The following is an 18,931-nucleotide window of genomic DNA, read 5'->3' as shown; positions in this document are numbered from 1 at the left end:
CTAAGTAACCTAATTCATCAATTGTAACTCTGCCAATTCACGATATAACAAGTTGGATTGCATAAGTTCTTGATGTTTACCTATGGCAATAATCTGCCCTTTATCCATCACCACAATTCGGTCGGCGTTTACTACTGTCGAGAGTCGATGGGCAATGATAATGGTGGTTTTATCGTGCATTAACTCATCAAGGGCAAGTTTAACTTTAACCTCATTCGCCGCATCTAGTGCACTGGTTGCTTCATCTAATAGCAATATCGGTCGGTCAGCCAAAATGGCTCGAGCAATGGCAATACGTTGTTTTTGGCCGCCAGATAAGCGCACTCCGCGCTCACCTAATTGGGTATCGTAGCCTTGTTCAAGCTCCGTAATAAACTCATCAGCCCTAGCGGCGATGGCGGCACTTTCAATGTCTTGTTGAGTGGCATCTGGGCGACCATAGGCAATATTATCTCTTACACTGGCGGCAAAAATCACTGACTCTTGGGATACCAAGGCAAATTGTTGTCTTAATTGATTTAACGCCAATTGGGAAATCGCCAGAGAATCAATAGTGATCACTCCCTGCTGAGTATCATAAAAACGTAATAACAACTGAAACAAGGTTGATTTTCCAGCACCACTAGGGCCAACGAGAGCAATACGTTCTCCCGCTTTAATGTGCAAATTTAACTGTTTAAGTACAGTAGAGTCAGGAGTACCAGAATAAGAAAAGGAGACATCGGTCAAACTAATGTCCCCTTTAACTTTGTGGCTAAATTGCACAGGTTGATCTACCACAGCGATAGTGCTTGGGGTTTGCAATAGCTCCATTAAACGCTCGCTGGCACCAGCAGCTTTTTGAATCTCACCAATCACTTCGCTGATCGTTGCGACACTACCCCCCGCCATCACCGCATAAAACATAAAGGCGGTGAGCTCTCCAGCAGTTAAATCGCTGCTCAGCACCAATTTAGCCCCCAACCATGCAACCAAAGTAATAGCACACAGGCTAATGCCCATAATGCAAGCAATCATCAAGGCACGAAATTTAATCCGTTGATGAGCCGCTAACATCACATCTTCAATGCGTGCAAAAAAACGCTGTTTGTCGATATCCTCATGAGTAAAGGCCTGCACGGTTTGAATTTCGTGCAAACTCTCATCCACATAAGCTCCAACATCAGCCACTCTATCCTGACTATTACGTGCAAATATCCGTACTTTTGCACCAAAAATACGAATAGGCAACAGCACTATGGGCACCGCAATCAGCACATACAAGGTCAGAATATGACTAGTAAACATCATTAAAGTGAGAGCACCAACAAAGGTAATAGTCGCCCGCAGTGCCATGGATAAACCCATACCAACTACCGACTGTAATACGGTGGTATCAGAAGTAAACCGGGAGATCACTTCGCCGGTGCGAGTGGTCGCAAAAAATGCTGGCGATAAAGTGAGTAAGTGGGAATACACATTTTGCCGAATGTCAGCACTGACTCTTTCACCTAGCCAAATCATGTAATAAAAGCGAAAATAAGTAGCACAACTGCCCACTACTCCTATGGCAATAACGGCTAATACCAATTGATTAAGGCGCTGTGCATTATTGGCCACAAAACCTTCATCCACCACATATTTAACCCCCTGCCCCAATACCAACCATGATACTGCGCCTACGATTAGCGCCAACATGGCATAACTTACCTGCCGCTTATAAGGTCCTAACTGACCGAATAACCAGACCATTAACGATTTAGTTGAATGTGTTTGCAAAATTGAAAACTCTAGGAAATTTAGCTCAGTTTAACGTGCTGTCACTTTAACGTATTCAACAACTAATGTGCTTAGCATTAGTTTTTTAATTAGCAACAACCTGTGTCTGATTTTTATACATTAGGCTTATTAACTGAATCCGCCTTATAAATTAGGCAAAACAGATAAATAAATTTTTATTCCAAATAATTTACCCAAGACATAACTTAACTGCATATTTAATAATAAGTTTTTTTATTAGCAATAATTTTATATCGAATATATTTTTATCAAAAAAAGCATAATAAAACACCCCTTATATAGCAAAATATAAACTACATGCTGGTTCATATATTGCGACTATTAAAAGTATGATTGTCTGAAATATTTACAAAAAATTCACATCAAATAAAAAAATCAATATATTTCAACAGCTTAAAATTTGGCACATTTAGTGCTTCTCAATCAAGGTAGAACATGACGGTAAGGAAGTAAGGTTGTACGTCAGATTCAATGTAATTTGAAGTTTAAATGGAAGTTAAGGAAAATTTATGAAATCAAAGCAAATAAAAATTGCCTTGCTAGCCGGCTGTATAGCTTCAGCAATGGCAAGTAATCTAGCTCAGGCAAGTCACTTCAGAGGTGCAGCAATCGTTCCTCAAGTCGATTCTACCGGAATGTTAACCATCGATGCCAAGACTTTTTGGCGATTTAACTCCACATTGTCAAATCGAGTTGACCTTTTAAATATTAGTGGACCTGGACTCAACACTGTTATAAATAATGACTCAAGAACAACCGACACTTCTGATGTTAGACGATTAGAATCAAATCAAGTTTTTAGTACCCAGTTGCCCGGCGCTGGTCTTTATACTTTATCATGGGGAAGTGGCTCGTGGGTTTCCGGAGTTCCAAATGCCGATGGCAGCTATGGCACAACGTCGACAATTTTCTGGGATGGACAATCAGCCAACGCTCCAATTATTTTTGATTTAGAAAATATCCAACAAGAAGTGGTAAGAGGGGTTGCTTATAGCGATAATTTGGATGCTGTAGGTAATGGTTTAACTTACGATGACACGCATTTGTCAATAGGTATGTTTAGTCAAGCTAATGGTTATAGCATAGATGCAAGTGGTCAAATTAATATGAGTTCAGCGACTACAAGCGGGATTTTGGACAACGCTAGTAACATAGGAGCAGACAGAGCTTTTAGCGGCGAAATCAATGCAGCTGACGGGAGTTCAATAGAGTTTGTCTGGTTGTTTGATGCTGTTAGCACTGCTTCAAATAACGCTCCATCCATAACTGATTTAGTTATTAATGCTTTAGTCGGCGATGTCATTGATGAAACCCTTGTGGTAACGGATCCTGATGGCGACCCCATTACAGTAAGCTTTAACAGCATCTTTGGTCCTGGGGGGATAATTCCTGGGAATTCGACTTTTGATCCCTCAACTTGGAATTTTATGTGGGATACCACAGGCTTTGGAGTTGGTTCGTATGTTGCGACCTTCAATGCCAGTGATGGTTCACTAACAGACCAAGGCACGATACGTATAAACCTAACTACTGGGGGTAATCCGCCACCACCACCGCCACCTAATCCAGCCCCAGCTCCTGCCAGTGCATTATTATTGGGAATTGGATTATTAGGCTTGGTGGGATTACGTCGTAAAAAGCGTCAATAAACTGTTTACTAATACGGAAAATTAATCACGGTAAGCTTTGGCTTACCGTTTTTGTTAATCGACATAGTTGTAAATTTCATGGATGCCAAAGTAAGTTGTCGGTGTGGCAATGCCAAAATACCGACTCAATGTTGTTTACTGAAGATAACTAGCAAGCCTTGGAGTGGCAACAGCAAAAAAGTCACTATTGAAAATGCTTGTATTTTGTTAAAACAAGCGCTAAATCAACGCAATTTTATCTTAGTTCAAACTATTTCAAACAGCATTTTATCGAAAGTCGCTAATCATCCAGTAGTACACTACGTTGTTGCTATGCAGTATTTTCTGCAAGGGCAACATCAGAGTGCCAAAACATCAATACAATTTGCTTTTGCAAATGGCCTACAAGACGCAAATGCTTATCTGCAATACGCCAACCTGGTTGGTCAAGAAGGCAATTATCACGCAGCCCTAAAAAGTCTTGAACTGGCATTACAGATCAAACCTGACTTTGCACCAGCACTCACTATGGGCTTTCAAATATCAATGCTAATCCAGCAATTTGAGCAAGCTATACACTTTGCTAAATCTCTGCTAAAAATCAATGCTCAAAATTGTCATTACTACGTATTTTTGGCTGAGGCCTACAGTAAAAATCTACAAGACGATCTTGCTCTTATCGTTATCGAACAAGGCTTAGAAATCGAAACCAACAATTCGCCATTATTATTGTTAAAAGTTGGAATATTAGAGCTAAATAACAAGCTAGATCAGGCACAAGCCCTACTACAAAGCGTACTACTCAAATCACCAGAAGAGATTGATGCACTGTTATTGCAAGCAAAATTGTTAATCCGACAAAAACAAGTTAGCAAGGCAAAAGAAATTCTGCTGGAACTCGTTGAAAACCCTAACTGTAGTGCTGAACAGATACAAAGTGCCCACGCAAGTCTAGTCAATGCAAATCGGGCATTAGGGTGTTATAAAGCGGCATGGCAAAACGCAGAACAAATGAACTCTCTTACCGCTAAAATCAGACCTAATAGCGGCGAGTGGTCTGAGGTTGAAACCTATTTCACACAAATCGAACAAGCAGCTAATAGCCTTAACTCACCATTCAATTTGGCTCTCGAAAATTCTAATCAATTTTTATTTATTGTCGGTTTCCCTCGAAGTGGCAGTACCTTATTAGAAAAATTGCTATATGAGCGCTTTCAATCCTTCTCAGTGGGTGAATCCAATGCAATTCCCGAATTAGAAAAGGAAGTTTTTTTACGCTTTGACAAACCTTGGTGGCAGCTTAATGACAGTGAGTGGAACAACCCACAACTGCTCAAACATGTTGAAAAAGCATTGGATGTTTACAAAAATCAAGGTTGGCAGAGCGATTCACCACTAATAGATAAAAATCTGCTAAACAGTACGCGTCTTATCCTACTGGATAAACTATTTCCTGATGCCCCCATCATTAAACTTGTCCGTCACCCTTTAGATGTGCTGGTATCTAACTTTGTAACACATTTTGGCAGTAATGATGCGTGGCATAGCAATCTCGAGATTACTGCCAAATACATGCTCAAAGTAGATGAACACTGGCATAGTGTAAGCAGAAAACTACACAATCCGGTTTATACAATCCACTATGAAAGTATTATCAACAATCAAGGCATTCCTAATGAACTCAATAGTTTTTTAGAGCATTACTGGCCAGCAAAAACTCGCCCCGTAAATACACAGGATATAACACAATTTGTCACTAGAACCGCCTCCTATGCGCAAGTTCAACAAAACATTAATACAGAAAGTTTGAATAGCTATAAACACTATCTAGACTCTATACCTAAAGACATCATCAATATCATTAGGCCAATAGCTGAGCGTTGGAATTACATTATTTAGTTATCGGTGCAGCGTACGAGCTTTAATTCAACAAAAGGGACTAACATGAGAAAACTCAAAATCATCAAGGGCATAACCGTAAATTCAACATGCTTAAAACGACTTGTCACATGCTGTTTATTTCTCTCTTTTCAAACTAGTGCCAGTGTCAGCACTTTAACGATTGATGAAAAAGATTTGTTGATTTATTCGACTCAAAATTCTGAATTAGCAAAGCGATCTCAATCTGATTTATTTAATTTCAATTCACTAATTGAAAGCAGCTTATTTAACGCCAATCAATTAAACATGGAAATTGGTGATGCCAAAGCGCTTAACTTTATTTCAGAGTTATTTAAATCAAAAGACTCACGTGCTCCTATTGCATTGGCCAATTATATAAAACGCTACCCAAAGGATGCACTTGGATTTCAACTCGCCGCTATTGAACTTTTTTCGCAGCAAAAATACCAAGAAGCGACACTTGCGTTACGTAACATTCTGCAATCGAATCCCAACTATACCCCTGCACGTACCTTGCTGGGCATTGCTTGGTTAATGTTAAATGAAAATGCCCTAGGCATAGAGCAGTTAAAACTCTCGCTGGCGACTAAACATACTGATCCCCTCGCGATTAAATATCTTGCTTGGGATGCCTTGCGTAATGGCGATCCTGTTCAGGCCACAAAATATTTACAGCGTAATTTACAGACTAATGGCATTCCAACCACCTCTGCGAATTTAATGCATTTAGAACTAGCCGAACTGTACCGCCAGACTAACGACTTTATGGGTATCCTTCAGCTGTTTAAATTGCTGGCAGAAAATCCTACTACAGATATGAGTAATACTCTAAATCTAGAAGCCATATCGCGTTTATTTGAGGCTGCGACTGAGATGGCTGATATAAACATCGCCAGAATCGCTAATAATAAATTAACCCATACATCCGCTTACACATCGTTTCCCAGCCAAATATCCCGTGCCAGATTACTGGGACTTGAGTCAGAATTTAGCAAAGCGATCAGCTTGTTAGACTCATTGAAGTCAGAAAATCAACATATGGAACGTCGTAGGGTATTAGAAAAAGCCAAAATTTTTGCATTACAAGGCAATGCCAACGCCAGCTCCAAAGAATTAGATACTTACATCACCAGTTTTGGTGAACAAGTCACGCCTAATGCAATAAGAGAATATGTGCAGCGTTCAGCCGCTCTAGGTAAAGGTAACCAAGCCTTAAATTACCTCAAAAAAGTGTATAACCAACATCCTAAAAATGCATATCTGGGCTCAGTGTTGGTGGAATCTCAAATTCAAGCAAATGATCTAGTAGGCGCGCAAACTACCCTAGATAGCATTTTGCGTACAAGCGCTGATTTTGCACCTGCGTATTATCAACGTGGAGTCATACTTTATAATTTAGGGGAAAACGAAAATGCTACCCAAGCGTTTAGACGCTCTCTTGAATTGGATCCTCATCAAATCGAAGTGTGGCTAGCATTAATGGGCTCATTACATGATCACAGAACCCATAGTCATACTAGCCAAAATGCCGGAAAAGATCATCAAAGCCTACTGCCAGTATTTGATGAAGCTATTGAAAAAAACCCTGATTCTTCTGAGCTATTTTATGAAAAAGGCATCACCGCCTATTCAGGAGGAGAGCTAGAGACTGCCAAAGCAGCCTTTGACCGTAGTCTGAAACTATCACCATTCAATCTCCCTTCTCTTGTCATGTCCGTGATTGTGCGAGCTGATTTAAACGACGAATTAACCAATGCACAAAAGTTAAGTGATGTGTTAGGCGTATTAGCACCAGAAAACCCTGCTGTGCAGGATGCTATTGGTTGGTTAAAAATCAAAGCAGGTAAACCGCAAGAAGGTTTAGAACATTTACAATCTGCACTCAAGGGCATGCATGACGATGCCGCCGTGCAATTTCATATTGGCATTGGCTATCAAAAACTCAACACTATCGACACCTCAGTAGCCTATTTATTGCAAGCCCTACGCGACGAATTGCCCACACATTTAGCAGACGCAGCCAGACAAGCACTCAATACCATGCAACCTGTTGGTCAAAAAATAGTAGAGGTAAAGCAAATAAATGGCTTTGGTGTAGGTGATAAGCTGGGCACTATTACTCTTAAAGACACCAAAGAGGGTTTACAAGTCACAGCACAAATAAATGGTTTGCCACCAGGTAATAATGGTATGCATTTTCATGTAAAACCGACGTGCGAAGCAGGCATCGAAGACGGCAAAAAAGTTGCTGGTGTCGCCGCTGGTGGCCACTATGGTCATGATCACATGATGATGGAAATGGATATGAATGATCCCATTCATATGGAGCACATGAAAAACATGAAACCTAAAGGAGACTTACCACCTCTTTTAACTGATGCTAACGGAAGTTCAACCGCTACTGTTTATGGCAGCAAACTAACCCTTGCAGAACTTCGCGGACGTTCGTTGATGATCCATAACGGTCCGGACCAAGATGGCAAGTCTGGAGCCAAAATAGCGTGTGCAATCATTGATTAGATGCAAAATACTTTCGAATAAAGATCGAGGTTTAATTGACAGACAGTGTGGTTTGGACAAAAGCGATTAATTCATTATCATAGGGTAACTAAAGTTTCGGTGTATCTAGTATCTAATGTTGTCGTCTCTGAATTTTGTTCACCCACACTGCCTATTTGTCATAGTGTTATTTGCCAAATTAAGTTTTGCCCAAACACCTGAGCTACAAGTTGTTACCGAATCATCCCCTCCTTATCAGATTATGCTGGATGGCGAAGTTGCTGGGCCTGCTACTGACAAGGTCAAAGACATTTTAGCTACGGCAGGTATCAGTGCCCATTTCAACATGTATCCTTGGGCTAGAGCCTACAAAAAAGCCTTAAACGAGCCAAATACTTTGATTTACGCCATAGCTAAAACTGACAAGCGTGAAAAACTATTTTATTGGTTAACACCTGTAACTTATTATAAATTTGGTTTAGTAAAACTAAGTACCAGAGACGACATCCAGATTGATGACATTCAGAATATTAAACAATATCGTTTTGCGGTGCAGCGTGAGGATATATCCCATGAGTGGTTACTGAATAAAGGATTAAAGGAAGGTGAGAATTTCATAACTTGTTCAGATATTGATTGTTCTTGGCAGTTACTGCTTAACAACAATGTTGATCTAATTATTGAAACGCCAGAACTGATCCCTAGCATGCTCAAACAATATGGCAAAACAGCCAATAATGCGGTATTTATCAAAGCCATTCCTGAATTAGAAATTACCGGTTATTTAGCCGCCAACAAAAATATCGCGCCTAATTTACTGACTAAATTACAAGCGGCAATTGCTAAGCATACCGAACATCCCTAAGCGTAAAGCGCCAAAGAAGCTAGCCAGCTTTGTGCAGGAGTCATTTCAGTAAAATATTGGTGTTCGATACTTTTTGTTGGTTCTTGGATTTTTTCAATTAATTGACGATGTAAGGACGACTCACAAACAATGGCGCTGTAACGCTGATGCTTTTCATATGACCAAGCATTGAGCTCCTTCCCTACCTGTAATATTTCACCTGTACCTAACTCCCATTCAAGCAAGTTAATTAAACAAGCCCAAGGTTTGTCACACAACTTTTCTGCGAGCTCCATATAGGCAGATTTAAACTTCATGGATGTTTGCTCGTTCCACGCAGCATAAGCACATATTTCGAGTGTTCGCCCTTTAATTTCAATGGTAAAACTACCGTGTTGTTGCATAACAAATCGCTTGGGATCGCGCATCATTCCTCCATTATTTAAACCGATGCCACAGCAAACTACACAGGCTTAAGTGATCTGATTTTGGCTCGATTTGCCAAGTAGTTAATACAATATTTACTCATTTTGCAATAACGCTATACTCATACCTAGCCTAGTCATGAGGAATCATTTGTTACCTTGTCCTTAAACAAGGCGATAAACCACAGACATCTAAAGTGAGGAAATATGTCCACCGAATATCACGCAGTAAAATTAGTTAAACGTATCGATTTAATTTTAAAATCACTGTTGGGTTTTGGTTTTCTGCTTATTGCTTATCTGATTTTCAGACACCCAGGACTCATTGGAGTATTTGTTATATTGGGGGTCATTCTGGTTGGCGGTTTTTACCTACCCAGACATATTGGGTGGGAAATTCGCGAAAAAAGGGCCCTTGGTGCTAAGACCCAAGAATTAGAAAAATGGGGATTTGCCAGCCGAGACAGAGAAGGCCCTTGGATAAATTATATCGATTATCCTGTGGTACTCAAAACGGCACGTGTTGCAGGCCAACAATTTTATAGTAATTGGTTGGTGATTGATCAGGGGCATATCATTGTTAACCCTGGGCCTAGCATTATCGATAAAAAAACCAACTCCGTTAGTTATAATTTGCAGACGCCTACAACATACGCGTGGGATGGGTGCACACCTAAACGTTTGTTTTATTGGTTTGCCTTAGTTGGCACCCCTGATTGGTGGCATAGAGAGCACCCAATCAGTATATTCAATACAGACGGGGCAGTAACACAGAAAATTGTGTTTTGGCAACTGGCACAACATGCCAGTTTAATCCACGACGCCTTGTATCAATACCTTGATATTATTCCCTTAAGCAAAGAAGAGGTGGATGACTTATTTTATCAAATGTTATTACAATCTGAATTGCCTGACTTTATCGCCAAGTTTTATTTGTTTGCCGTGACTAAATTTGGCGCTAATGATTTGCCCACCACTCGACCAACTTATCCAAATATCAGTTGTGAAAGCTTCAAACATTTAGCAGATAACTAAGATCTCGCTAAAGTTATGCAGTTTTCAAAACTAGCAATTTATACTTCTTCGCCGTGATATTTTGCGGCTAAGTCGTCTAACTCCGAACTAGTGTAATCGAAGCCTTTGCCATCAAAATGATAAGAAACTTTAACTGTATCTGCGCCTCTAGCGAGTTTCGCTCTAATCTGAATATTACCCGTAGAAGAAGACCAATGATTTAATTCATTAAGAAAACGGTTGGCAATTTGCCCGTTAGCAAAACGGTAATTTAATTCACTCTGCAAGTTTACTCCTTGTTGAATTGGACTAGGCGTTTAATATGCCTTGGCTCAAAAACCGCAATGCTATACCAAAATTAAACTTAACATTAGGGAAAAACGCAGGCGCTCATTTCAAATACTAACAATCCGTCTAACAGACTAAGGCCAGACAGAGCTTTTAAAGATAACTCCCTTACGAAACAAGAAAGATTCAGAACATAAAATAGGCAAATATTGCAGATATTCAAAATTACTTGGCAATACATCACAGTACGCTAAAGCATTGACAACATTGCACAACGAAATCAAATGTTATAAACGCAGCTAAAAATTGAGTTTATTGGATCTCACAAAAAACTTGCAAAACGTTGCAGGGTTTGTTCACCTAAAGCCGTTTTAAGCGGCTCAAGGTACTCTTCAAACTCGCGCCATTGCTGCATGCCTTTGTTATAAATAGGTTGGCGTACTTGCTCACTGCTGGCGGTACGTACCGCACGTTTATTGGCATAAAAACTTAAACATTGCGCTTCAAACTCTAAACCACAATGAGCCAATAAACGGCGAATTTGTTGTTCGGTATCTTGCACCACATTTTCATACTGCATACACAATACTTTGTTAGGTAAAACCTCATCCCAATGATCCATCATGGCCACATATTCATTGTAGTAAAAACCCAAATGTTGCAGGTCGTAACTAAAATCGTAGCCCTTGGCATAATGCTGTTTAAAGTTACTTAAACAAGTCGACAGTGGATGACGGCGTGCATCAATAATTATCGCTTGGGGCAAAATCATGTGAATAAAACCCACGTTATGAAAATTAGGTGGCATCTTGTCGATAAAATAAGGGCTGCCCGTGCGAAACGCGGCGGTTTCTTGCAAATAACTTTGACCTAAAGCCAGCAATTCATCTTCACTGAGCTGAGCCATCACAGCGGGGTAATAAGTCTGTTTTTGTTTAGCCAACAACTCAGCACGGCGCACCGTATGGGGCATAGAATACAATTCCATGGTGCCTTCAATACTCGAATGACTGGCCAGCATTTGTTCCAACAAAGTAGAACCAGAACGGGTTAGCCCAACGATAAATATGGGTATTGGCTGTTCAGTTTTTACTTTAGCTGCTTGTTTACGCAACACCTCAGGCGTAAAGGCTTGTTTAACCACACTACAACTATGAGCATAATCCTCGGGCACAAACTGCACATCAGGGCGCAGTTGATTGGCTTTGGTATACAGTGCAAAGGCTTGAGCAAAATCGTGTTTATCTTCATAAGCCTTAGCCAAAGCAAAACCCGCTTGTGCCGCCTGAGCAGGTGCAACGGCGGGATCATCCAACAAGCTTTGCATGTGCTGCATATCTTGCGCACTAAAACCATAAGACTTTAAATCAGCCAATGCCCAATAAGCTGTGCCGTTGACCTTATCTAAAGCCAAGCTACGACGATAGGCTTGTTCACATTCATCTCGTTTACCCAAGGTTTTGAGTACATGCCCGCGTAACAAATGCACGTTGGCATTATCTGGCACTAAACTAAGGGCCTGATCATAAGCCAATAAACTTTGCGCAAACTGGCCGGCATTAGCCAATTCCACGGCCAATAACATGGCATAACGCCATTGCGTGGGATCAAAACTCTGTAACTTTTGCGCCGCACTAATGGCATCTTGATGTTTGCCCAAGTGACTGAGGTTTTTAATCAAAGCCTCCCATAAACTCACATGGTATGGCGCATAGTTAATACCTCGCTGCAGTATATTAACCGCCTGCTCATAAGCTTGTAGCTGCTCGGCCAGCATGGCCAAAGTATGTAAAGCTTGTGGGTGATGGGTATGAGTGTTTAATACCCCACGGCAGAGCTTTTCAGCACTATGAAAATCTTTGTTATGTAAGGCTTGTTGTACTTGCACAAATACCGGCCGATAAGGGTCGCAACGTTCAGCCTGAGCAAAACAATGTTTGGCCTTTTGCAGCTCCTGACTTTGCATCAACAAATTGCCCAAGAAAAACCACGCCTCAGAAAAATCCGGATTTAACTCAAGCGCCCGCTGATAAGCCCGCTCGGCTAAGTCAGATTGTTTGTTAGCAATATAAGCCCCCGCCAACTCGGCATAACTTTGAAACGAAGTAACATCAACTTGCACCAAACGCTCGAACACCTCAACCGCTTGCGATGTTTTACCCTGCATCTGCAAACTGTGGCCCAACAAGGCCAATGCTTCAGTATTAGTGCCATCATCTTTAAGCAGAGCCAGCAATAATTGCTCTGCCTCAGCAGGCTTGCCAGAAGAGAGTAATTGCACAGCGGTTTGGTGTGATTGAGGGGTATTTTGCATCTGTTAATTTAGCGCCTAAGCATAAGGCCAATAGCCGTTTGATTTCGGCCTTTAGCTTACCGTTTTAAGGCAAGCGACGCACTGAGTCATGATAAAAAGATTCTGTATGAAGCGTTCTATGTCGTTAGCCTAAAAAGCTATTCCTCCTATTTGCGCCACGTTTGGCTTTCTAGTAATAGCCAGCTATTACGTACGAAAACCCCGCTTTGCTAAACACGAGAAATTTCGTCATTGAGCCAGCATTAGCGTTTTCATGAATATTAAATAAGCCACAACACATTGATTTTTATAAAAATATTAAGTTTAAACGACATTTTTCATCCAGAGCTGAGGTTAAGTAACAACTTGACCATCATGTGCAGCGATAATTAAATATTATATAAATAGCATTAACGCCCTATATTTTAAACATTAAATACCTAACGCCTAAAATTACATGCATAAATCGCAACATTTACTGAATACTGTGGGTGAACTGATTAAAAACACCAGAAGTATCACCATGGATCAAAAAGAACTCGCCATACGCGTTGGCGTTGGTCGCAATACCATATCCTCCATGGAAAATGGCAAAAGCGTTAATGCAGAATCCTTGTTTTTGGTTTTAGAGCATTTGAATTTAATTGACCATATTCAGCAGGTAATTGACCAGCAACTCAACAACACAAACAAACTTAGTCGTAAATCTCGTAGCCCAATAAGCGAATTAGACAATGACTTCTAAAGCCTATGTTTTTATAGATGGTCTGGAAAACTCCCCTATAGTTTGTGGCGTGATTCAAATAGATGAAGCGTGCAAACAAGGTCAGTTCCGCTACGGTAAAAGTTACCTGAGTCACCCCAAGGCATTTGCACTCGACCCGATACACTTACCACTGAACGAGCAACAACATAATACGCAATTTAATCAGGGATTATTTGGCGTGCTGGCTGATGCGGGAGCGGATTCATGGGGTAAAAAAGTCATTTTATCCCTGCATAAAACTAAACCCAAAAATGCCTTAGAATTTTTATTGGCTGGCTCAGGCATGGGCGTTGGCGCTTTGGTATTCAGCCTGTCAAGTAAGCAATCCAAACCCAAATTTAATAAAAATACCCTGGGTGACTTGTCAATACTGCTTCAAGCCAAAGACGCGATACTGGCCGATCAAGACATCCCGCCCGAAGCTAAAAGGGCATTCGAGTATGGTTCAAGTATGGGTGGTGCTCGCCCCAAAACCATTATTCAGGATGCAGATAAGGCTTACCTGGCTAAGTTCAATCACCCTAACGACCTTATCAACATCGTTAAAGTAGAACATGCCACCATGCGCATGCTGAACGAATTGCCCTGCCGTGTCGCCAATACCCAGGTTTTACCAACACCTGCGGGTGACACTTTGCTGGTAGAACGTTTTGACCTGCAAAAAGGCAAACCCTGCTGCCACTACTTAAGTGCCAATTCGCTATTCAGTCAAAATATCGTTAATAGCGCAGTACTGCGTACCACCTACAATTACGGCCATCTGGCCGAATTTATTATGACCTATGGTGCAGAACCTAGCGACGCCCACGATTTGTATTACTGCATGATATTTAACGTATTGATGGGTAATACCGATGACCACGCACGCAACCATGCCTTGTTATACCCTTTTGCCCACGCACACTGGCGTTTATCTCCCGCATTTGACGTATTACCTATCAATAACTCTGCACAACACGGTATAGGTATTGGCAATTCAGGGCGACAAGGTGATATAGACAACCTGCTAAGTCAATCACTGCGCTTTGGCTTAAAACCTTTTAAAGCCCGGAAAATGATTGAAGAAGTGCGGCAACTCACCCAGCAATGGCAAGCCTACTTTAGTCAACATGGCGTAAGTACAGGTGATATAGAGAGACTAAAGGCGATAGTGCCGAATGCACATGACTTCAAGCTGTAACGATGCATGTCCTATTAAGGATTTCATGATTAATCTCTGTTCGGCAGTCATTTAATGGACTTAGGGCGATACAGTATTACCTGAGTTGTGCCTTTACCTTTTTGTTTACTCATTTCAAAAATACTAGATAAGCCCGCGATCACCTCCGTGACCTTTTTCGCACCATAAGTACGCGGGTCAAAGTCGGGCTTTGCCCGTTTTAAAAAACTCCCTGCAGCCCCTGCATTTACCCAACCATCCTCATCTTGAAATTGTTCCCATGCTTTAACAAGGATCGGCACAATTTCTTTCATACTATTTGTTTCTTCAACTTGCGTGCCTTTTTCATCCTTTTTGATCTTATCTGTCGCATCAAGGTTTTCTGTGTAAATAAAATCATCGCAAGCATTACGGAATGAAATAGGTGTTTTTTTCTCACCAACCCCAAATACAAACTTTTCAGATTCACGCAGACGGGATGCAAGCTTAGTAAAATCACTGTCACTTGATACCAATGCAAATGCGTCAAACCTGTCTGAAAAGAGCAAGTCCATGGCATCAATGATCATGGACGCATCAGTGGAGTTTTTACCCGTGGTATAAGCAAACTGTTGAATGGGCTGTATCGCCAGTTCGTTAAGAGTTTGTTTCCAGTTTTTAAGTTGATCTATCGACCAATCACCATAAGCCCGTTTTATTAATACATGACCGTGAGCAGAAATCTCATCAAGTATGGCTTTGAGTTTAGATAGCTGAGCATTATCGGCATCAATTAATACAGCAATTTTTTTGTGAACATCTAAGTCTTTCATTTTTGTCCTTGAATCTTTAGTAAATTTGCTGAGTCCTTAGTAAACCGACATTTTGGAAAAGCAGAGCAACCTAAAAAGCTATTCCCAATGTTTACACCTCGTTTGGCTTGGCGCTCAACCAAATGAGCACCACATTTAGGACAAAGATTATTGATAGCTGTTACAAGTTCTGCGGTATTTGAAACTTGCTGCATCACAAGCTCCACTTGGACGTTTTTCACCATAGTCAGCAACTCAGTACCACCAATTAACTGGATTGGTTTACCATCAGCAAACGCCACTGCATCTGCAGTAAAACCGCCACAACAAATTACGATTACCTTTTGTGCCTGCTGTGCAGTCAACACCCCAAACATCTCGCGTATAACACTGACACCAACATTTTTTGAACGCCACTGCTTGCATTGCACCAAGGTAACTACATTATCTTTAAATAACTTAACATCAACGCCACCATCGGGACCAAAACCATTCTCTATTACCCGATAACCTTGTCTGCGATAGGCTTCCGCCACCAATTCTTCAAAGGCTTTCCAGCTCAATGCTTTGATTGAGTCAATATCACTTTGCACATCGACTAACTGCCTTTTTCGCCTGCCATTAAAATAGGCAAAAGGTGCAGGCAACAGCAGCAAAGCACTCAAAAATGGCCCCATATTAGTAAAGGCTGCTTTAAACATATTGATAAAGGGATTGTTTGTTTCAATGAGGGGAAAAATAAAGGCAAAAGTAAGGTAAGTACAAGCAGCAAGTAAAACAGAAACCCACCATGGGGCATCAAGTAAAAGGTCAAAAAGTTTTGGCTGTCCTTTGCGCATAATAAATTTTATTTCGATCTTTTTAACTACCGTAAATAGTAACAACTAAATGCAAAAAATCAGGTATTTATAGAAATAATAGGTATGATTTTTAAATTACAATTCTATTGTCCTAACCATTATTATTTTTTTAAGATTTAAGTGACATCAAACTGTTTTGGTGTTCATCAACTATAGGGAATGTTGGTTGTGAAAAAATCCACAGATTACTTTGAAGCACACTATAAGGTATGGGCCAATGGACTTGGTAAATCAGACAGAACCATCAGAAGTTATATTGGAGCATTAAAAAATACCATTCCTCGATGGTTGCAAGAAATGGGCTATCCTACATCAAGCTTTTTGAGTATTACCAGTATTGAAGAATATTCGGCAATTGCTACCACAGCCCTGCACCTATCAGAATTTCAATTGCGCGATAAAGTGGGTAAAGGCATGTACAGCGCGGCACTCAAATCTTATCAAACATTTTTGGACGATGTATTCCAAGTCGAAATCAGCCAAGACATCGATACCTTAATACAAGATAAACAACTTGAAGAAACAGAAAAAGCAAGATTAATAAAAACTCGCATGGGACAAGGTCAGTTTAGAGCTGACCTGATAAAACATTGGCAAGGTTGTGCGTTAACTCAATACAAACAACTGGAGTTTTTAGTGGCTTCACACATCAAACCATGGCGAGAATCAGACAACAACGAAAGGCTCAATCCCTACAACGGTTTATTGTTGTTGGCCAACTTAGATAAAGCGTTTGATTTGGGTTACATCACCTTTAAAGACAAGGGCCAAATAGTTGTTTCTGAGGCTTTGGAAGATCACCAACTATTAGGTATTGGCCTTGATATGTCGATTAAAATGCTTTCGCAACATCAAGACTTTATGGCCTATCACCGTAACCACGTTTTTATAAACTAGTGATATTGGTAATGAGTTACGATTGGTTCATCCTTGTCTCTGCAATACCAGATTATTTTAGAGCCACTTGAAAAGTAAAACTTTAACTATTATCTGATAACGAAAACTAAGTTTCCGTTATTTCAAAATAGCTAATTAAACGCTCTAGTAGTTTGCGTATGGCCAGTGACTGGTGTTTTCGGGATCGATAGATGGCGTAAATACCAAGGGTGGCGGGTTCGTAATTGGGTAATACGTGAACCAGTTTTTTATCATTGATCAATGCTTGAACTGCATGTTTGGGCTGCAAGGAGATACCACGACCTTTAAGTACGGATTGCAGCAATAACATGGATTCATTTGCGCTGTAGTTACCACTGACTGCCGCAACCACAGCTTGCTCGTCTTTAGTAAAATGCCACAAGCTCTTACCAAAATTCGAGTAAATTAAGCAGTTATGTTTAACCAATTCATCGGGATATACTGGATAACCATGCTGCTTTAAATAACCTTCGGTCGCGCACAGCACTGAACGACAGCGCCCGAGAGGACGGGCAATAATATTGGGGTCTAATTCATTGGTAATACGTAGCGCTAGATCAATTCTATTTTCAACTAAGTTAGTAAGCTGATTGCTAATATGCACATCAATATGCACTTTGGGGTAGTCATCTAAAAACCCGTCGATAAAGCTTGGTAATAAATCGGCCGCCACAAATTGCGAGCACGCGATACGAATTGTACCTTGTGGCTGCGCCACTTGGTCTTGCTCTAATGGTGTAGATAATTCTTTAGCAACATCCAATATAGAACGACAATTAACATAGGCTTTTTCACCCGCAGCGGTGAGGGTGAGTTTACGTGTTGAGCGGTGTAATAACTGCGCGGCAGCCCAGCTTTCCATTTCACTTAAGTACCTTGTGACCATGGAGCGTGACATATCCAGTGATTGTGCGGCCCCAACCATACTGCCTTGTTCAACAATGCTGACAAACACTTGTGCTGCGGTGATCCTGTCCATTTCATCTTCTATATGTTCGATATATGCAACTAACTATTGCCTGTCACGGGGTTTATTGCAACATATTTGCAATTTAGACTTAACTCATGAACTCACAGTTAACACAGGAAATGACATTGAAAACCTTACATTACATTATGGACCCCCAGTGCGGCTGGTGTTACGCCGCGGCACCGCTGATTGATGCACTCACTGAGTTAACTGCTGTAGACATTAAGCTACATGGCGGCGGATTATTTTCGGGTGCCAATAAACGGCAATTATCAGCGGATTTTCATCAGCAAATAATCACCATGGACAAAAAGATCACTGGCTTAACAGGGCAAGTGTTTAGTCCAACTTATTACTCTCAGGTATTAGAGGACAAACAACGTGTTGTGGATTCTGATACTCCGATTGCGGCGCTATTAGCGGCTCAATCTCTAGGTGTTGATCCTGTGTTGATGTTGCACCAGATGCAAATAACACAATTTGTCGAAGGCCGTTCCCAGTCAGATATTTCGAACCTTACAGCCATTGTCAGCGAGCTGGCTGTCGACTCCGCCGCCTTCTTAAATGCCTTCACGCTATTTAATGGTGAAAAAACGGCCCAGCACATCAACAATTCGCGAAATATGCTGCATTTAGTCGGTGGTAACGGATTTCCAACTCTGGCGTTTGAACATGCTGATGGTGCCTTTACCAAACTGGATCACGGTAGTTATTACGGCCAGCCTAAGCAGTGGGTAGCTTATGTAGCGCGTGTATTAAAGACAATAGATTGAGACTTTTAGCCATTAACAAGCC

16 protein-coding genes are annotated in these 18,931 nt (G+C 40.9%); 9 read left to right on the top strand and 7 right to left on the bottom strand.

The features are described from left to right. Window positions 1-9: 9 nt before the first annotated feature. Complete coding sequence (locus tag AX660_RS00615; RefSeq protein ID WP_407669328.1) at window positions 10-1,731, bottom strand: ABC transporter transmembrane domain-containing protein; 1,722 nt, start codon at window positions 1,729-1,731, stop codon at window positions 10-12. A 557-nt stretch (window positions 1,732-2,288) separates the two neighbouring features. Between AX660_RS00615 and AX660_RS00610 the strand changes: the two genes are divergently transcribed. From AX660_RS00610 to AX660_RS00595, 4 genes are all read left to right on the top strand, one after another. Beyond that, window positions 2,289-3,428 carry a PEP-CTERM sorting domain-containing protein gene (locus AX660_RS00610; RefSeq protein WP_068370944.1) on the top strand — a complete coding sequence of 380 codons (1,140 nt, stop codon included), beginning with the start codon at window positions 2,289-2,291 and terminating at the stop codon, window positions 3,426-3,428. Between the two features lie 78 nt (window positions 3,429-3,506). Continuing rightward, window positions 3,507-5,306 carry a tetratricopeptide repeat-containing sulfotransferase family protein gene (locus AX660_RS00605; RefSeq protein ID WP_068370941.1) on the top strand — a complete coding sequence of 600 codons (1,800 nt, stop codon included), beginning with the start codon at window positions 3,507-3,509 and terminating at the stop codon, window positions 5,304-5,306. Between the two features lie 45 nt (window positions 5,307-5,351). Further along, entirely contained in the window at window positions 5,352-7,829 is a 2,478-nt protein-coding gene (locus tag AX660_RS00600; RefSeq protein ID WP_068370938.1) for a superoxide dismutase family protein, read from the top strand. Between the two features lie 115 nt (window positions 7,830-7,944). Then, a complete protein-coding gene (locus tag AX660_RS00595) occupies window positions 7,945-8,673 on the top strand; it encodes a substrate-binding periplasmic protein (protein ID WP_082768675.1) in 729 nt (242 codons plus the stop codon). On the opposite strand, the gene AX660_RS00590 is transcribed toward AX660_RS00595, so the two are convergent. Further along, complete coding sequence (locus AX660_RS00590; RefSeq protein ID WP_068370932.1) at window positions 8,670-9,080, bottom strand: hypothetical protein; 411 nt, start codon at window positions 9,078-9,080, stop codon at window positions 8,670-8,672. The two genes, AX660_RS00595 and AX660_RS00590, sit on opposite strands and share 4 nt — an antisense overlap. Window positions 9,081-9,284: 204 nt before the next feature. On the opposite strand from AX660_RS00590, the gene AX660_RS00585 reads away from it, so the two are divergent. Beyond that, complete coding sequence (locus AX660_RS00585) at window positions 9,285-10,112, top strand: DUF1353 domain-containing protein (RefSeq protein ID WP_068370929.1); 828 nt, start codon at window positions 9,285-9,287, stop codon at window positions 10,110-10,112. Window positions 10,113-10,150: 38 nt separating this feature from the next. On the opposite strand, the gene AX660_RS00580 is transcribed toward AX660_RS00585, so the two are convergent. Further along, window positions 10,151-10,378, bottom strand: coding sequence for a hypothetical protein (locus tag AX660_RS00580; RefSeq protein ID WP_068370925.1), 228 nt, complete (start codon window positions 10,376-10,378; stop codon window positions 10,151-10,153). 323 nt (window positions 10,379-10,701) lie between these two features. Continuing rightward, window positions 10,702-12,693, bottom strand: a complete 1,992-nt coding sequence (locus AX660_RS00575) for a tetratricopeptide repeat-containing sulfotransferase family protein (protein ID WP_068370922.1) — start codon at window positions 12,691-12,693, stop codon at window positions 10,702-10,704. Between the two features lie 436 nt (window positions 12,694-13,129). On the opposite strand from AX660_RS00575, the gene AX660_RS00570 reads away from it, so the two are divergent. Together AX660_RS00570 and AX660_RS00565 are read left to right on the top strand one after the other, a co-directional pair. Beyond that, window positions 13,130-13,417, top strand: coding sequence for a helix-turn-helix domain-containing protein (locus AX660_RS00570; RefSeq protein ID WP_068370919.1), 288 nt, complete (start codon window positions 13,130-13,132; stop codon window positions 13,415-13,417). After that, the gene (locus tag AX660_RS00565; protein ID WP_068370916.1) at window positions 13,407-14,618 is read left to right on the top strand and encodes a type II toxin-antitoxin system HipA family toxin; all 1,212 of its coding nucleotides are present in this window, start codon (window positions 13,407-13,409) and stop codon (window positions 14,616-14,618) included. Before AX660_RS00570 ends, AX660_RS00565 begins: the two co-directional genes overlap by 11 nt. Before the next feature lie 47 nt (window positions 14,619-14,665). On the opposite strand, the gene AX660_RS00560 is transcribed toward AX660_RS00565, so the two are convergent. Beyond that, complete coding sequence (locus AX660_RS00560) at window positions 14,666-15,409, bottom strand: NYN domain-containing protein (RefSeq protein WP_068370913.1); 744 nt, start codon at window positions 15,407-15,409, stop codon at window positions 14,666-14,668. Next, window positions 15,406-16,227, bottom strand: coding sequence for a restriction endonuclease (locus tag AX660_RS00555; protein ID WP_068371122.1), 822 nt, complete (start codon window positions 16,225-16,227; stop codon window positions 15,406-15,408). The genes AX660_RS00560 and AX660_RS00555 overlap by 4 nt, the downstream gene beginning before the upstream one ends. A gap of 189 nt (window positions 16,228-16,416) precedes the next feature. Between AX660_RS00555 and AX660_RS00550 the strand changes: the two genes are divergently transcribed. Further along, window positions 16,417-17,145: an HNH endonuclease gene (locus tag AX660_RS00550; RefSeq protein WP_157884292.1), complete on the top strand. Its 729-nt coding sequence runs from the start codon at window positions 16,417-16,419 to the stop codon at window positions 17,143-17,145. Between the two features lie 106 nt (window positions 17,146-17,251). Here AX660_RS00550 and AX660_RS00545 read toward each other — a convergent pair whose 3' ends face one another. Continuing rightward, window positions 17,252-18,145 (bottom strand): LysR family transcriptional regulator, encoded by an 894-nt coding sequence (locus AX660_RS00545; RefSeq protein ID WP_068370906.1) that lies wholly within the window; start codon window positions 18,143-18,145, stop codon window positions 17,252-17,254. A gap of 116 nt (window positions 18,146-18,261) precedes the next feature. Between AX660_RS00545 and AX660_RS00540 the strand changes: the two genes are divergently transcribed. Beyond that, window positions 18,262-18,909, top strand: a complete 648-nt coding sequence (locus AX660_RS00540; protein WP_082768674.1) for a DsbA family protein — start codon at window positions 18,262-18,264, stop codon at window positions 18,907-18,909. Window positions 18,910-18,931 lie beyond the last annotated feature (22 nt).

The organism is Paraglaciecola hydrolytica, assembly GCF_001565895.1.
GTDB classification, from domain to species: domain Bacteria; phylum Pseudomonadota; class Gammaproteobacteria; order Enterobacterales; family Alteromonadaceae; genus Paraglaciecola; species Paraglaciecola hydrolytica.
This window is presented reverse-complemented; position numbering and strand designations above follow the sequence as displayed.

Excerpts from the sequence above, each read along its gene's own strand:
- AX660_RS00575 (WP_068370922.1), bottom strand. The coding sequence starts at position 12,693 with ATGCAAAATACCCCTCAATCACACCAAACCGCTGTGCAATTACTCTCT.
- AX660_RS00605 (WP_068370941.1), top strand. The coding sequence starts at position 3,507 with ATGGATGCCAAAGTAAGTTGTCGGTGTGGCAATGCCAAAATACCGACT.
- AX660_RS00600 (WP_068370938.1), top strand. The coding sequence starts at position 5,352 with ATGAGAAAACTCAAAATCATCAAGGGCATAACCGTAAATTCAACATGC.
- AX660_RS00565 (WP_068370916.1), top strand. The coding sequence starts at position 13,407 with ATGACTTCTAAAGCCTATGTTTTTATAGATGGTCTGGAAAACTCCCCT.
- AX660_RS00595 (WP_082768675.1), top strand. The coding sequence starts at position 7,945 with ATGTTGTCGTCTCTGAATTTTGTTCACCCACACTGCCTATTTGTCATA.
- AX660_RS00545 (WP_068370906.1), bottom strand. The coding sequence starts at position 18,145 with ATGGACAGGATCACCGCAGCACAAGTGTTTGTCAGCATTGTTGAACAA.
- AX660_RS00590 (WP_068370932.1), bottom strand. The coding sequence starts at position 9,080 with ATGCGCGATCCCAAGCGATTTGTTATGCAACAACACGGTAGTTTTACC.
- AX660_RS00560 (WP_068370913.1), bottom strand. The coding sequence starts at position 15,409 with ATGAAAGACTTAGATGTTCACAAAAAAATTGCTGTATTAATTGATGCC.
- AX660_RS00585 (WP_068370929.1), top strand. The coding sequence starts at position 9,285 with ATGTCCACCGAATATCACGCAGTAAAATTAGTTAAACGTATCGATTTA.
- AX660_RS00570 (WP_068370919.1), top strand. The coding sequence starts at position 13,130 with ATGCATAAATCGCAACATTTACTGAATACTGTGGGTGAACTGATTAAA.
- AX660_RS00610 (WP_068370944.1), top strand. The coding sequence starts at position 2,289 with ATGAAATCAAAGCAAATAAAAATTGCCTTGCTAGCCGGCTGTATAGCT.
- AX660_RS00615 (WP_407669328.1), bottom strand. The coding sequence starts at position 1,731 with ATGGTCTGGTTATTCGGTCAGTTAGGACCTTATAAGCGGCAGGTAAGT.
- AX660_RS00555 (WP_068371122.1), bottom strand. The coding sequence starts at position 16,227 with ATGCGCAAAGGACAGCCAAAACTTTTTGACCTTTTACTTGATGCCCCA.